Raw genomic sequence first — 13,645 nt, 5'->3', positions numbered from 1 at the left:
TTCAAGTGACGAGTTTGCGAGCAAAACGATGATTAAGTGGCCCTGGAAAGAGCAAGAAACAACCCGGAGTGACGACTGGCCGTGGGACGACGCCCTGGCTATTCCTCTTCTGGTGAATCTCACCGAGCAAGAACAAGCCAGACTTATCGCCCTGGCCGAGCGCTTTTTACAGCAAAAAAGATTGGTAGCGCTTCAGGGGTTTGAACTTGACCCGCTGAAAAGTGCGCGCATTGCGCTGCTTTTCTGTTTACCTGTCCTGGAATTAGGGGTCGAGTGGCTCGACGGGTTTCATGAAGTTCTCATCTACCCTGCCCCGTTTGTCGTGGACGATGAATGGGAAGACGATATTGGGCTGGTGCATAATCAACGGGTTGTACAGTCCGGGCAGAGCTGGCAGCAAGGTCCGATAATCCTTAACTGGCTCGACATTCAGGATTCTTTTGATGCCTCCGGCTTTAATCTGATCATCCATGAAGTGGCACATAAGCTTGATATGCGTAATGGCGACCGCGCCAGCGGTATTCCGGCGATCCCTCTGCGAGATATTGCCGGTTGGGAGCACGACCTGTATGCCGCAATGAATAACATTCAGGATGAAATTGATCTGGTCGGTGAAACCGCGTGCAGTATAGATGCTTACGCAGCAACCGACCCGGCCGAATGCTTTGCCGTTCTATCGGAGTATTTCTTCAGTGCTCCTGAATTATTTGCGCCACGTTTTCCGGCCTTATGGCAGCGTTTTATTCAGTTTTACCGCCAGAACCCCATGGAGCGGTTACGCGATACCCGCTAAGATGGTCATTATCGCTCAGCAAATGTGCATTAACGCTGAATTTGAAGATTAATTAAGCAATTGAAATGACGCGCTAATTTTACTGTTGACACCTCATGGTGAGGTCAGTAATATGCGCCTCGTTCACACGATTCCTCTGTAGTTCAGTCGGTAGAACGGCGGACTGTTAATCCGTATGTCACTGGTTCGAGTCCAGTCAGAGGAGCCATATTTAAGAAGCCTGCTTAGGAAACTAAGCAGGTTTTTTGCTTTTTCGGTCGCTATAAAATCCCCTCTGATAAGCACCCTGCCTGCTCTGCACCCCGTTACATGCCGCATCACAACGTTGATTAAAGTTATGTAAATGTAAATCGTTTAAACTTTGCAATTATTGTAAGTGCTAGTGATTATCATTTATTGTACGCGAGCCAAAGGAACGAGCCCTCGCTCGGTTCACTGTACGTTCCAATTACTCTGGGATATAAACGATGAATTCTCTGCCTCGCGCCGGACTGCGCCGTATCACACTTGCCTCTTCCCTGGTCTTCTCAGTTAGCCTACCGGCTTTCGCTCAGGAAACGTTAACGCTCTATACAACCCGCGAACCGGGTCTGATCCAGCCTTTACTTGATAGCTGGACCAAAACCAGCGGCATCAAAGTCAGTACGGTCTATATCAAGGACGGTATGCTTGAGCGCGTTAAAGCTGAAGGTAAAAATTCACCTGCCGACCTGCTGATGACCGTCGATGCCGGTAATCTCATTGATTTAGTGGAAGCGGGTGTAACTCAGCCAGTAGAGTCAGAAGCACTGAAAACCGCTATTCCAGCTAATCTGCGCGGTGCAGATAATCAGTGGTTTGCGCTGTCGATGCGTGCCCGCGTGCTGTATGCCGAGAAGTCACTGCCAATCGATAACTGGCATTACGAACAACTCGCCAGCCCTGAGTACAAAGGTAAAGTCTGTATTCGTTCCGGACAGCACCCGTATAACACGGCGCTGATCGCCGCAATGATTGCTCATCACGGCGAAGCAAAGACCGAAGAATGGCTGCGCGGTGTGAAAGCTAACCTGGCGCGTAAAGCTACTGGTGGCGATCGCGATGTTGCTCGCGATATCCTCGGCGGCATTTGCGATATTGGTCTCGCCAACTCCTATTACGTCGGCCATATGAAAAATGCCAAAGAAGGCAGCGATGCGCGTCAATGGGGCGATGCAATTAAAGTCGTTAAACCTACCTTTGAAAATGGCGGTACACACGTCAACATCAGTGGTGCAGCTGTAGCCCGCTATGCGCCAAATAAAGCCGATGCCGTTAAGCTGATGGAATATCTGGTTTCCGCACCTGCCCAGCAGCAATATGCGAAAGCGAACTTCGAATACCCGGTACTGAAAGGCGTGACGCTTGACCCGGTTATCAACGCAACTATTGGCGAAATCGACGTCGATAAAACACCATTAACCGAAATCGTTAAATATCGTAAACAAGCTAGTCTGCTGGTAGATAAAGTTGGATTCGATCAATAAACCTCTGCAGTTTCCGACGTTACGCGGCCTGGTTTCCGGGCCGCAGTCATTATTGACGCCGCTACATCTTGGCGCACTGTGCGTAGCGCTTGGCGTTCTGACACCGATCATTGCGCTGATTTGGCAGGCTACCCAGGCCGATTTATCTCACTGGGATAATCTCCTGACGTATGTACTACCTGCCGCACTAAAAAATACCGTGCTGTTATTAGCCGGTGTCGCGGTGATGGTCGGCGTGATTGGCGTAGGCAGCGCATGGGCGGTAACGGCATGGGATTTCCCTGGACGTAAAATACTTAGCTGGGCGTTACTGTTGCCGCTGGCGATGCCGACCTACATTGTGGCCTTTGCGTGGCTCGATCTGCTGCATCCGATTGGCCCCCTGCAAACCTTTATCCGTTTTTTACTGGGTTTTGACAGCCCAAGACAGTTCCGTCTGCCAGATTTGCGCTCACTTTCCGGCGCAATCATCCTACTCGGATTAGTGCTTTACCCATACGTGTATCTGACAACCCGCGCCATGTTTATTAGCCAACCGGCCCATTTACTGGAAGCCGCACGCACACTGGGATGCAGCGCGACCGGAACCTTCTTTCGTGTTGCATTGCCCATGGCCCGTCCGGCACTGGCCGTTGGGATCAGCCTGGCACTACTGGAAACGCTCAACGATATCGGCGCATCGGAGTTTCTCGGGGTACAGACGTTAACCGTTACCGTGTACACCACATGGATCTCGCGTTCTGATTTATCTGCCGCGGCACAAATTGCCTGCATGATGCTGATGTTTATATTCCTTATTCTGACGCTGGAATTTTATGGTCGCAGAAAACAAGGATTCAGCAGTCGCAGCCTGCGGGAAATTCAACCTACGCGCGTGCAGGGCTGGCGTGGCTGGCTGCTCGGTGGCGTTATTTCACTGCCTGTCCTGCTGGGTTTTCTGGCTCCGGTTCTGTTTTTAATGTGGGAAAGCGCCAAACGCATAGGTGATGAAAATCCGCTTTCCTCTTCGTTACTGTCAGCATTACAAAATACGCTATCGCTGGCGGCAGGAACCACGCTGGTGGTGGTTTGCGTCAGTATGTTAGTGGCCTGGAGCGCGCGTCATAGCGCCGCCGACAACGCCATGCCAGGATTTCGTCGCGGCGTGATGCGTCTGGCTTCTTTAGGCTATGCGGTCCCCGGCACAATTCTGGCAATTGGTTTTTTGACACCCGCCATGGCGGTCGACCGCTGGCTGGCCGATTTACTGGATGTTCGTGGTCTGCCGCTGATGTCCGCCGGGATCCTGCTGGTAATTTGTTGTGCCATGCGATTCCAGGCGATTGCCATTGGCGCACTGGATTCTGGTCTGGGCCGTATCCCCCCCTCGCTGGAACAGGCGTCTCGTCTGTTGGGTGAGAATGGCGCGGGGACGTTTGCACGGGTCCATTTTCCCCTGCTGCGTCCAGCGTTAGTCAGCAGTGCCCTGCTGGTTTTTGCCGATGCCATGAAAGAACTGCCAACAACGTTGCTTTTGCGCCCGGTCAATTTCGAAACGCTGGCAACATTGTTGTATGCGGAAGCCGCCCGTGGAACCTATGAAGAAGGTGCTATCGCCGCGCTAATGATTGTGTTAGCTGGCACGCTACCGGTTATTTTGTTGGTGCGTCATCAAATGACTCGCCGTGGTTAAGAGAGCAACAATGTCAGAAATTGCATTACGACTCCAGGATGTACACGTTACTTATGGCAACAGCCAGCAATCGGTACTGAGCGGATTTTCAATGTCGGTACATAAAGGTGAAATCGCCTGTCTGCTGGGCGCTTCAGGCTGCGGGAAAACCACGGTGCTACGCGCAGTTGCCGGATTTGAACGCCTGCAAAACGGAGAGATCTATGTGTCACAGCGCCGTGTTGCCGGTCCCGGCATTCATCTGCCACCGGAAAAACGTCATGTCGGCATGGTCTTCCAGGAATATGCGTTATTCCCCCATCTGACCGCGCAGCAAAATGTGGCCTTTGGATTGCGTCGCATGCCGCGTGAGGAACAACAGGCCAGAGTGACTGAGCTGCTGAAAATGGTGGAGTTACACAGCCATGCCAACCGCTATCCGCATGAGCTTTCAGGCGGGCAACAACAGCGTATCGCCCTTGCGCGTGCGTTGGCGCCACATCCGGAAATCCTGTTGCTCGATGAACCCTTCTCCAGCCTTGATAAGCGCACACGTGAACGTCTTGGCAACGAGGTACGGGATATTTTGCGCGCAGCCGGGCAAACGGCGCTGTTAGTTACCCACAGTGAACACGAAGCTCAACTAATGGCAGACCATATTGGCGTGGTAAAAATGGGGCAGTATCAAATAAAAAAAGCGACCCATCCGACCTGAAGGTCACCGGGGTCGCCCTGAAAATTAATAATGTTTCTGTACCAGGCTGATGTTCACCGGCATACCGGAACGTCTTTCCAGTGCCTGGTTCCCACGGCTCACATCCACGTCATTCCCGCTGATAAAGGTACGCAGAGCGGGAGTGACTGGCAAAGGTACCTTTCTGTCAGACTCGTATTCCGAACGGTTTCGCGACAGCGGCTCATGCACTTCCACCCAACGACTACCGTCCGGCTCTTCGCTGTATTTCACCGGTCGGTCAATTAATTGTACACGGGTCCCTACAGGCACCGTATCAAACAGGTACTTGATGTCGTCATTCCGCAAACGGATACACCCCTGGCTTACCCGCAGACCAATACCGAAATTGGCATTTGTCCCGTGAATGGCATAAAGCCTGCCGATATAAATTGCATACAGGCCCATCGGATTTTCTGGCCCGGCAGGAACAAATGCTGGCAAGCTTTCCCCGCGAGCGGCGTATTCGCGTCGGGTATTTGGCGTCGGTGTCCAGCTTGGTGCTTCCTGCTTACGCTCTACCGCCGTCACCCAGTTGCGCGGCGTTTCTCTACCCGCCTGACCAATGCCAATGGGTAAAACCTCAACCGTATTGCTGCCAGCAGGATAATAGTAAAGCCGCATCTCGGCGACGTTGATGACAATCCCCTCGCGTACGGTATCCGGTAATATCAGTTGCTGCGGCACAACCAGCGTTGAACCCGATTTAGGCAGAAAAACATCGACGCCCGGATTGGCTTCAAGCATATTGCTCAACCCCTGCCCGTACTGAGCGGCAAATGCTTCCAGCGGCTTGGTATTTCCTGGTGGAACCGTAACAGTCAAAGGGCTACCCACCAGGCGACTGCCCTCTGGCGGCAATGGATAACTCACCGCCTGCGCGCCCTGACTCGCAAGCAGCATAATGAGTGAACAAAGCAGTTTTACACGACGCATCTTTTTCCTTTCCTTCGTCGCAGCAGATATCCGTTAATTATAGCTTTTATTATCTGTTTTAGTGGGTTACGACATATTTGCGCATAAAAAAACCTCGCCAACAGGCGAGGTTCAGGTTGAGCGGTAACTACGCTTCCTTACCATCCGGAAGCTCGATGTTACTGGCGGCTAACTGCCCCATATTGTTGTACATCGCACAAGCAGCCTCAACAATTGGCATCGCCAACGCGGCCCCACTGCCTTCGCCCAAACGCATCCCCATATTCAGATACGGATCCAATTCAAGATGCGCCAACGCGGTACGGGCGCCCTTCTCAGCGGAGAAATGTGACGGGATTAGGTAGGGTTTAATTTGTGGTGCAATCTGGCAGGCCGCCAGCGCAGCGGAATAAGAAAGAAAACCATCCAGCACGACCGGCAGGCCGCAGGAGGCCGCCCCCAACATTACCCCTGCCATGCCGACAAGATCGAACCCACCAACTTTAGCCAGCACATCGACACCGTCATGGCGATCCGGCTGATTGACGGCAATTGCCCGACGCACAACGTCTACCTTATTCCCCACCCGAGAAAGAGGAAGGTTAGCGCCAATACCCACGACTTCCTCAGCATCACTGCCGGTAAGCACGCTAACAATGGCCGCCGCAGGTGTAGTATTTGCCATACCAAGCTCACCGACACCAAACAGCGTTACGCCGTCTTTGGCCAGTTCATGGGTATAGCGAATGACTTCCAGCAACAGCTCCGCGGCCTGCGAATGGCTCATTGCCGGGCCTTCGGCTATATTGCCGCAGCCGCGTGCCACGCGCATATTCACCACGCCGGGAATAGGTTCAGCATCAATCCCCACATCTATCACATGGACCTTCGCCCCCGCCTGAGCGGCGAGGACGCAGACGCCGGTCGTTCCACGCGTCATATTGGCAGCCTGTATAGCCGTGACAACTTTAGGTGAAACGGCAACCCCTTCATCCCACACGCCGTGATCGGCGCACATCACCAGCATCGCTTTGCCATTCACATGCGGCACACCCTTCAAGCCTGGCATCCCGGCCAATTGCACGGCGAGAGATTCGAGTCGCCCCAAACTTCCCGGCGGCTTAAGCAAGCCGTCGATATGCTGCTGCGCGCGCAGCATCGCGGCACTGTCAGGTAATGGGATCGCGCGGAGTAAAGAGGTTAAAGTCTGCATAAGGGTTCCAGTATGTGGGCTGACTCAGAGCAGAGCCAGCAAGAAAATCAACTCGCCAAGTTCAATGGCAGCGCCCAGCGTATCGCCGGTTTGCCCACCCAACGTGCGTTTTAATAACTGCCCAAGAATAAAAATCGCCACCATTGTGACAACCAGCGCTGCCACGCCGCGCATGCCGGGAAGCAGCACGGCGGCAAGGATCGCCGCCAATCCCAACGTAACGCAGGTTTGACGCCCGGTGACTTTACCAATAAAAACGTTGCCCAGTCCTTCTTCGCGGGCATAGCGATGCCGATACATCAGCAACACCGCCGTTCCTCGCCCGGCGACACATGCCGCCGCCAGCGCAGCCAGCATCGGCGTGCCACGCAAAGCCAGTTCGCTCACCACCAGCACCTTCGCCAGTAAAACGAAAATTAACGCCAGTCCACCGTGGGTTCCCAGACGACTGTCGCGCATGATTTCCAGCATCCGCTCGCGTCGGCGCGCCGAAAAAATGCCGTCACAGGTATCCGCCAGACCATCCAGATGAAATCCCCCGGTCAATAACGCCAGCGTCAGCACCGCAAAAAGAGCGGCCAACGGTATACCGCACCAAGTCTGGAGCGCCATGAAGACCAGCCCCGTCAACCCTCCCAACACGACGCCAATCAGGGGGAACATCACAATACCGCGGGAATAATGCTCGAAATCCAGTCCTTGCGACCAGCGAGCAGGAACGGGCAAGCGACTGATAAAAGAGAGCATTGCCCAGAACAATTTACTCATTTAATTTTGACTCCAATTCCTGATACCACCAGCCAGACCTCATCAGCCGCCGCCGCCAGTCGCTGGTTCACGCGTCCTGCAATATCACGAAAATGCCGCGCCAGACGGTTCTCCGGCACAATCCCCATTCCCACTTCGTTAGTGACCAACACGATCTTTGCCGGGCAGCGCTGACAGGCTGCAATCAGCGAACGGATTTCACCTTCGATAGACTGCTCCATCGCCGCGTAATCCCAGCTATCCGGATCGCTGTCACCGCCCAGAGCAAACAGCAGGTTGGTCACCATCGTAGTGATGCATTCAAGCAGAATGGCTTCCTGAGGATCGTTCGCTGCCGTGATCAGTTCATCAAGATGTTGCCAACGTTCGGCTGTACGCCAGTGCGCAGGACGTCCATCGCGATGATGCTGAATTCGCGCAGCCATCTCCTCATCAAAAATCTGCGAAGTCGCAATATACAAAACGTTTGGGGAATCAGCGATCAGCGCTTCCGCATGCCGACTCTTACCGCTTCGCGCGCCGCCAGTAACCAGAATCATCATACTGGCTCCCGGTGTTGCTGCATGATGGTATAAATTTTCTCAATATCGATGTGTTGCCGCATCGCATCCGCCAGCAGATCAAACTGCTGCGATTTATATTGCGCGTAATGGAAGGTGGAATCCAGCGGAGCTAACCCTTTACGTTCTCGCAGGCCATTGACCAACGCACGGGTGAAATCATCGCTGTCGAAAAGACCGTGAAGATAGGTGCCGAACGCCAGACCATCCGCAGTGACCGCGCCGTCAACAACGTTGCCGCCGTCTTTGTGCAACGTCATCACCGACTGACATTCATCGGTTAATGCTGTTTCACCCATATGAATTTCATAACCGCGAACGGATAACCCCGCCGTGCCCGCCAGCCAGTCAGGCAGCGATGAGGACATTTGCCCCTCAACCAGGGTCGTGGTTTTGTGCTGAGCAAAATGGGTGACAGTATTGAGCAAGCCCAGCCCCGGCAGCGTACCGAGTCCTGACTCCACTTCATCAATGATGGTATCGCCGAGCATTTGATAACCGCCGCAAATCCCCACCACCGGTACGTTATTACGATGCAATTGCACGACACCATGCGCCATCCCGCTTTCACGCAGCCACACCAGATCGCCCAGCGTATTTTTGCTGCCGGGCAAAATCACCAGATCGGCCCCCGCCAGCTCTTCAGGCTGGCGAACATAGCGCACACGCACATCCGGCTGCGCAGCAAGCGCATTGAAATCCGTAAAGTTAGAAATGTGCGGTATTTGCACAACGGCGATGTCGATGTCGCGTTTATCAGTGCGCAAATACTTGCCCTTTTGCAGCGCAACGCCATCTTCATCTTCCAGATCAACATCCAGCCATGGCATCACGCCCAGCACCGGAACACCGGTCAGCGCTTCAATTTGCTCGATACCGGAGTGCAGCAGCGTCACATCACCGCGAAACTTATTGATGATCACCCCTTTTACGCGTGCGCGTTCGTGATCGTGCAACAGCGCCAGCGTGCCGTAAATGGAGGCGAACACCCCACCACGATCGATATCCGCCACCAAAACGACGGGGCACTGCGCCATTTCTGCCATGCCCATATTGACGATATCGCGATCGCGCAGGTTAATCTCTGCCGGGCTCCCCGCACCTTCCAGCACCAGCACATCGAACTCCTGCGCCAGGCTGTTATAAACTGACAGGATCTGTTCCCGCAGACGTGGTTTGTACTCGTGGTAACTCACCGCGTCCATATCAGTCGCTACTTTGCCCATCAGCACTACCTGCGCTTTGCGATCGCTGGTCGGTTTAAGCAGAACCGGGTTCATACGCACATCTGGCGTAATACCTGCGGCTTCAGCCTGAAAAATTTGCGCGCGGCCCATTTCTTTTCCCTCTGGCGTAATGCCAGAGTTCAGCGCCATGTTCTGCGATTTGAACGGTGCGGTATGCAGTCCATCCTGATAAAAAATACGACACAGCCCGGCGACCAATACGCTTTTACCCACATCAGATGCCGTTCCCTGCAACATTATTGCCTGCGTCATGACGCCTCCTTCAGTGCGTTCTCTCGCATACAGCTAAAAAATTCAGCCTCTGTTTTACACAGCGGGAAGCCCAACTCGGTATGCAGCTTCACCAGCCAGGGCTGAGTTAATCCCGCTTGTTCAATAAGATCCGTACGGGCGAAAACGTCGCCTGGCGTGCCGTGCGTGAGTACTTCGCCCCGGCGTAAAACGTACACCGCATCGCTGACTTCATAGATAAGATCGATATCATGGCTTGAAATTACGACATGGTTTCCTTGCGCTACGATGCGTTTGATAATCTCAATCATCTGCGTGCGGCCTGACGGGTCGAGGCCCGCAGTAGGTTCATCCAGCAGCAGATACTGCGCCTGCAACACCAACGCCCCGGCTATCGCTACGCGTTTTTTTTGCCCATGGCTTAAACACTGAATGGGCTGATGGCGAAAATGCTGGGCGTCGACCAGCGTAAGTGCATCTTCCACGCGTCGGGCGATTTCAGCCTCATCCACCCCGAGATTGCGCAAGCTAAAGGCGATATCGCTGTCGATATCGGTATAAAAGATTTGCTGATCTGGGTCCTGAAATACCGTTGCCACCTGTTGACGCAGCGCCAGCAGGCCGCGTTTGCTGTAATCCAGCGGTTTGCCTTGCCACATCACCGCCCCTTGCTGCGGGCGCAATAAGCCACTCAGGTTCATAAACAGCGTGGATTTCCCGCAACCATTAGCGCCTACCAACCCGGTGACGGCATGCGTAGAAAAATCCAGCGTTAGCCCTTTGAGGATCGGGTCATCCTGATAGCGAAACCAAAGCGCTGAGGTGGCAAGCATACTTTTCCTTACAGGTGAAAATCACCCTGATAAAGTTTGATATCCAGTGTGGTGGTCATTTGCTGGTAGCGGATCAACACGCGGGTGAACAGCAATCCCACCAGCATTGCCAGAGAGCGGTAGCCCAACGGCAAGCTACGATAACCAAAACGCAGCGTTTGTGCGCGGTGAATAGCCAGCGCCTCGTCTAACAGAATAAAAATAAACCGCCAGGTCAGCAGGATCTGCTCAGTTAGCAGGCGAGGAACGTGCGCGCGTTTGAGTAGGATAATTAATTGCGGAAACGGCAGATTCAGTACCAGCCAGAAGGTTGCCGCCAGCGCTGCAAGGCTGCGCCAGAATGTTTCATTCGCTGTCACCAGACCTGGTGCGCTGATCCCCAACCAGTAACTACCCACAGGTATGCTGGCCAACAGCGTCTGTGGATCGCGGCTGATGCTAAACAGGATGGTCACTACGCCAACCGCCAGAAAACCAAACGGTAATGCCATCCAACGGCACCAGCGCCAGAAGGAAATACGCAGCAGCCAGCAGCTCAGCGCGGCAATCAATAACAGCTCAATACCCTGCCCCAACGGGGGCAGAGTAAACGCCAGAATCATCATCACCAGCCAGAGCAGAAATTTCCGCACTGGCGAGACATGAACCCAACGACTTTGATAGCTAAACCTGTCAAGCCCGGTCATCACGGCGTTGCCTGCCCTTGGTATAACCCAGGATATAGAAAATCACGGCTGCACCCAGCGAGCCCTGAAGTGTAAACAGCAGACTTTCAATTTCACCGCTTGCCGGTTCATACAGCGGCTGGAACCAGGGTTCATAATGCGGGGCAATAGCCTGAATCTGACTCTCAGCCTCACCGTCTGAACCGCCGTACTCTCCACCGTGGTTGATAAAGAACGGCAGGATCACCAGCGCCACTACCATGCCCAATATAATCAGCGTCTTTTTCATCGTTAATGTCCTTGTGCGGTTATTAACTGGCGTTTGGTTAGCTGATCGTAAATCAGCACGGTGAGTAACCCTTCCGCAATCGCGATTGGGATCTGCGTCAGACAGAAAATCCCCATGAACTTAATGATTGAACCGGTAGCGCCAGCAGAGGGATCCGGGAACGCGACGCCCAGCTGTACCGACGTCACGAAATAGGTGACGAGATCCGCCAGCATCGCGCACAAGAAGACGCAAACGTCACGACGCAGCCCTGCACGGCAGGCCATTTTCCACACCATGTAACCCACTACCGGGCCAATTACCGCCATCGACATGCCGTTCGCGCCGAGCGTCGTTAAACCACCGTGTGCCAGCAGCAGTGCCTGGAACAGCAGAACGATCGCCCCGAGGATGGCCACTACGCCAGGTCCAAACAGGATAACCGCCAGGCCTACGCCGGTAGGGTGTGAACAACTTCCGGTAACGGAAGGAATTTTCAGCGCCGACAGCACAAAAATAAAGGCGCCGCACAGTGCCAGTAAAACTTTCTGGTGGTTATCTTCCTGCACGATTTGGCGCAAGCGCACCAGCCCGTACCACAGGCAGGGTAAAAACAGCAGCCACCATGCCAGCGCCCACATCGGCGGCAGAAAACCTTCCATAATGTGCATGGCGAACGCTTGCTCAGGAACAATCATCAGTAATAGCGCCGCAGCCAACCCGCTGAAAGACAGCTGTTTTAGCTGTTGTTCAAGCTTCATTGTGCATACTCCCACTGTTTATTGACCAGAATGGTCGAGAAATAAGGCAGCGGCTGATCGTCGCTCACCTCATCGAGATGACGCCAGCACTGTTCACCTGGCAGCGTGGCTTCAGACATCATTAATGCGCAGTCCAACAAACCCTCTTGTTGCAGCAGTGCTTTGATACGCGCAAAACGACCGTACACTTTCATCAACACCAGACTGTCATGCTGCTTTAACGCCTGCTGAATTTCAGCTTCCGGCGCGGTACAGGAGACCACTGCCAGCGATTGTTGCTCCATGGCGAGCGGGGTTTTCGAACGCGCGGCAATCGCAGCGAAAGAAGTCACGCCCGGGACGATTTCTAACCAGTCAGGCGAACCAATGCGCTGCAGTAAAAAGACCCAGGTACTGAACAGCATGGCGTCGCCGAGCGTAATGAAGCCTACTTTTTTTCCAGCTTCGACTTCCTGAACCAGCGCGGTTGCAACCTCATCCCAGACGGCCTCTTTTTCCGCGCTGTCGGCACTCATGGGAAAATGGCAGCAGCGAACCTCGGTCTGCTCGCCGATATACTCCCGCACAATCGACAGCGCCAGGCTATCGCCGCCTTTACGCCCGGCAGGCGCATAGAGAATATCCAGCATGCCCAGCGTACGTGCAGCACGTACGGTGATCAGATCGGAAGCGCCAGGTCCGGTGCTTAATGCGTACAGTTTCCCGCTCATGCTGCTTCCTCCAGCGCCACATTAAGCGCCTGCTGTAAATGTGCCACGAACATGGCGCGAACCGCCGGGTTTTCCCCCAGTCCGCTGAGCCACGGCGTAGCCGTTATCCCGGCCGCATTGAACAATGTTTTCCACGAATCATCTTCGTCAGAGGCCATATCATTAATGGCATGGTCACCAGCAACTAACATCAACGGCATCAGATGCACCGCCGTCACCCCTTCCTGAGATAAACTTTCAATCAGCACATCCACTTCCGGATAGCTTTCCACCGCCCCAACCCGCGCCGGAAAGCGCTGCGCCGTCATCATATGGTCGAGACAGGCATAGGCGGCAAAGGCATGATGGCTGGCACCGTGTCCCATAAACACCACTTTTTCATTTTCTCTAAGCGTCGGCATTTGCTGTTGCAGCGCCAGCATCAGCTGGGCGTAATCTTTATGGCTGCTCAGTAGCGGTACACCCAACGTCAGGCGTGAAAACAGCGGACGCATACTTTGCACTTCGCGGACAATTTTTTCGTATTCGTCGCCATTGATAATGTGCAGCGACTGAATAGCCACATCCTGATACCCCTGCTCCGCCAGTTTTTGCAGCGCCTGCAGCGGTGTGTCGATTTCAATGCCGTCACGCTGCTTGAGCTTGCGGATAATCATCCCGGAGGTAAACGCCCGGAACAGGTCGCGATCAGGGCAACTGGCTGCGAGATCGCGCTCACAGGCCACAATATTTTTTTCACAGGTGTCGTGATAGCTGGTGCCAAAGCTGACCACCAGAAGCGCCTTTTTCATC

At 53.9% G+C, this 13,645-nt stretch carries 15 protein-coding genes and 1 tRNA gene; 5 read left to right on the top strand and 11 right to left on the bottom strand.

Going from position 1 to position 13,645, the window contains the following annotated elements:
• Positions 1–28: 28 nt before the first annotated feature.
• The 5 genes from mtfA (at position 29) to OGX67_RS25600 (ending at position 4,664) form a co-directional block, all read left to right on the top strand.
• Positions 29–793 carry a DgsA anti-repressor MtfA gene (gene mtfA, locus OGX67_RS25620; protein WP_003030306.1) on the top strand — a complete coding sequence of 255 codons (765 nt, stop codon included), beginning with the start codon at positions 29–31 and terminating at the stop codon, positions 791–793.
• A 132-nt stretch (positions 794–925) separates the two neighbouring features.
• Positions 926–1,001 (top strand) — tRNA-Asn (locus OGX67_RS25615).
• Between the two features lie 259 nt (positions 1,002–1,260).
• Positions 1,261–2,298 carry an extracellular solute-binding protein gene (locus OGX67_RS25610; RefSeq protein ID WP_003030303.1) on the top strand — a complete coding sequence of 346 codons (1,038 nt, stop codon included), beginning with the start codon at positions 1,261–1,263 and terminating at the stop codon, positions 2,296–2,298.
• Positions 2,282–3,970, top strand: coding sequence for an ABC transporter permease (locus OGX67_RS25605; RefSeq protein WP_003844223.1), 1,689 nt, complete (start codon positions 2,282–2,284; stop codon positions 3,968–3,970). The genes OGX67_RS25610 and OGX67_RS25605 overlap by 17 nt, the downstream gene beginning before the upstream one ends.
• Before the next feature lie 10 nt (positions 3,971–3,980).
• Positions 3,981–4,664: an ABC transporter ATP-binding protein gene (locus OGX67_RS25600; protein WP_003030299.1), complete on the top strand. Its 684-nt coding sequence runs from the start codon at positions 3,981–3,983 to the stop codon at positions 4,662–4,664.
• 24 nt (positions 4,665–4,688) lie between these two features.
• Here OGX67_RS25600 and ldtA read toward each other — a convergent pair whose 3' ends face one another.
• The 11 genes from ldtA to cbiK form a co-directional block, all read right to left on the bottom strand.
• Entirely contained in the window at positions 4,689–5,618 is a 930-nt protein-coding gene (gene ldtA, locus OGX67_RS25595) for a L,D-transpeptidase (protein ID WP_061548894.1), read from the bottom strand.
• Positions 5,619–5,745: 127 nt separating this feature from the next.
• Positions 5,746–6,810, bottom strand: a complete 1,065-nt coding sequence (gene cobT / locus OGX67_RS25590) for a nicotinate-nucleotide--dimethylbenzimidazole phosphoribosyltransferase (protein WP_257651087.1) — start codon at positions 6,808–6,810, stop codon at positions 5,746–5,748.
• A 24-nt stretch (positions 6,811–6,834) separates the two neighbouring features.
• The gene (gene cobS / locus OGX67_RS25585) at positions 6,835–7,578 is read right to left on the bottom strand and encodes an adenosylcobinamide-GDP ribazoletransferase (protein WP_003844226.1); all 744 of its coding nucleotides are present in this window, start codon (positions 7,576–7,578) and stop codon (positions 6,835–6,837) included.
• Positions 7,575–8,120 (bottom strand): bifunctional adenosylcobinamide kinase/adenosylcobinamide-phosphate guanylyltransferase, encoded by a 546-nt coding sequence (gene cobU, locus OGX67_RS25580; protein WP_003030294.1) that lies wholly within the window; start codon positions 8,118–8,120, stop codon positions 7,575–7,577. The genes cobS and cobU overlap by 4 nt, the downstream gene beginning before the upstream one ends.
• Entirely contained in the window at positions 8,117–9,637 is a 1,521-nt protein-coding gene (locus OGX67_RS25575) for a cobyric acid synthase (protein ID WP_003844229.1), read from the bottom strand. Before OGX67_RS25575 ends, cobU begins: the two co-directional genes overlap by 4 nt.
• Positions 9,634–10,449: an energy-coupling factor ABC transporter ATP-binding protein gene (locus OGX67_RS25570; RefSeq protein WP_003839037.1), complete on the bottom strand. Its 816-nt coding sequence runs from the start codon at positions 10,447–10,449 to the stop codon at positions 9,634–9,636. Before OGX67_RS25570 ends, OGX67_RS25575 begins: the two co-directional genes overlap by 4 nt.
• 8 nt (positions 10,450–10,457) lie before the next feature.
• A complete protein-coding gene (locus OGX67_RS25565) occupies positions 10,458–11,135 on the bottom strand; it encodes an energy-coupling factor ABC transporter transmembrane protein (RefSeq protein ID WP_257651206.1) in 678 nt (225 codons plus the stop codon).
• Positions 11,122–11,403: an energy-coupling factor ABC transporter substrate-binding protein gene (locus OGX67_RS25560; RefSeq protein ID WP_003030289.1), complete on the bottom strand. Its 282-nt coding sequence runs from the start codon at positions 11,401–11,403 to the stop codon at positions 11,122–11,124. Before OGX67_RS25560 ends, OGX67_RS25565 begins: the two co-directional genes overlap by 14 nt.
• A gap of 2 nt (positions 11,404–11,405) precedes the next feature.
• Positions 11,406–12,143 carry a cobalt ECF transporter S component CbiM gene (cbiM, locus tag OGX67_RS25555; protein ID WP_003834098.1) on the bottom strand — a complete coding sequence of 246 codons (738 nt, stop codon included), beginning with the start codon at positions 12,141–12,143 and terminating at the stop codon, positions 11,406–11,408.
• On the bottom strand, positions 12,140–12,853 hold the full coding sequence (locus OGX67_RS25550; protein ID WP_003030285.1) for a cobalt-factor II C(20)-methyltransferase: 714 nt from the start codon (positions 12,851–12,853) through the stop codon (positions 12,140–12,142). Before OGX67_RS25550 ends, cbiM begins: the two co-directional genes overlap by 4 nt.
• A complete protein-coding gene (gene cbiK, locus OGX67_RS25545) occupies positions 12,850–13,644 on the bottom strand; it encodes a sirohydrochlorin cobaltochelatase (RefSeq protein ID WP_220393199.1) in 795 nt (264 codons plus the stop codon). Before cbiK ends, OGX67_RS25550 begins: the two co-directional genes overlap by 4 nt.
• Between the last annotated feature and the right edge of the window lies 1 nt (position 13,645).

This window comes from Citrobacter sp. Cf118, from assembly GCF_030334095.1.
Classification (GTDB): Bacteria; Pseudomonadota; Gammaproteobacteria; order Enterobacterales; family Enterobacteriaceae; genus Citrobacter; species Citrobacter freundii.
The sequence above is the reverse complement of the archived record's forward strand: the minus strand, read 5'-3'. Positions and strand labels throughout refer to the sequence as shown.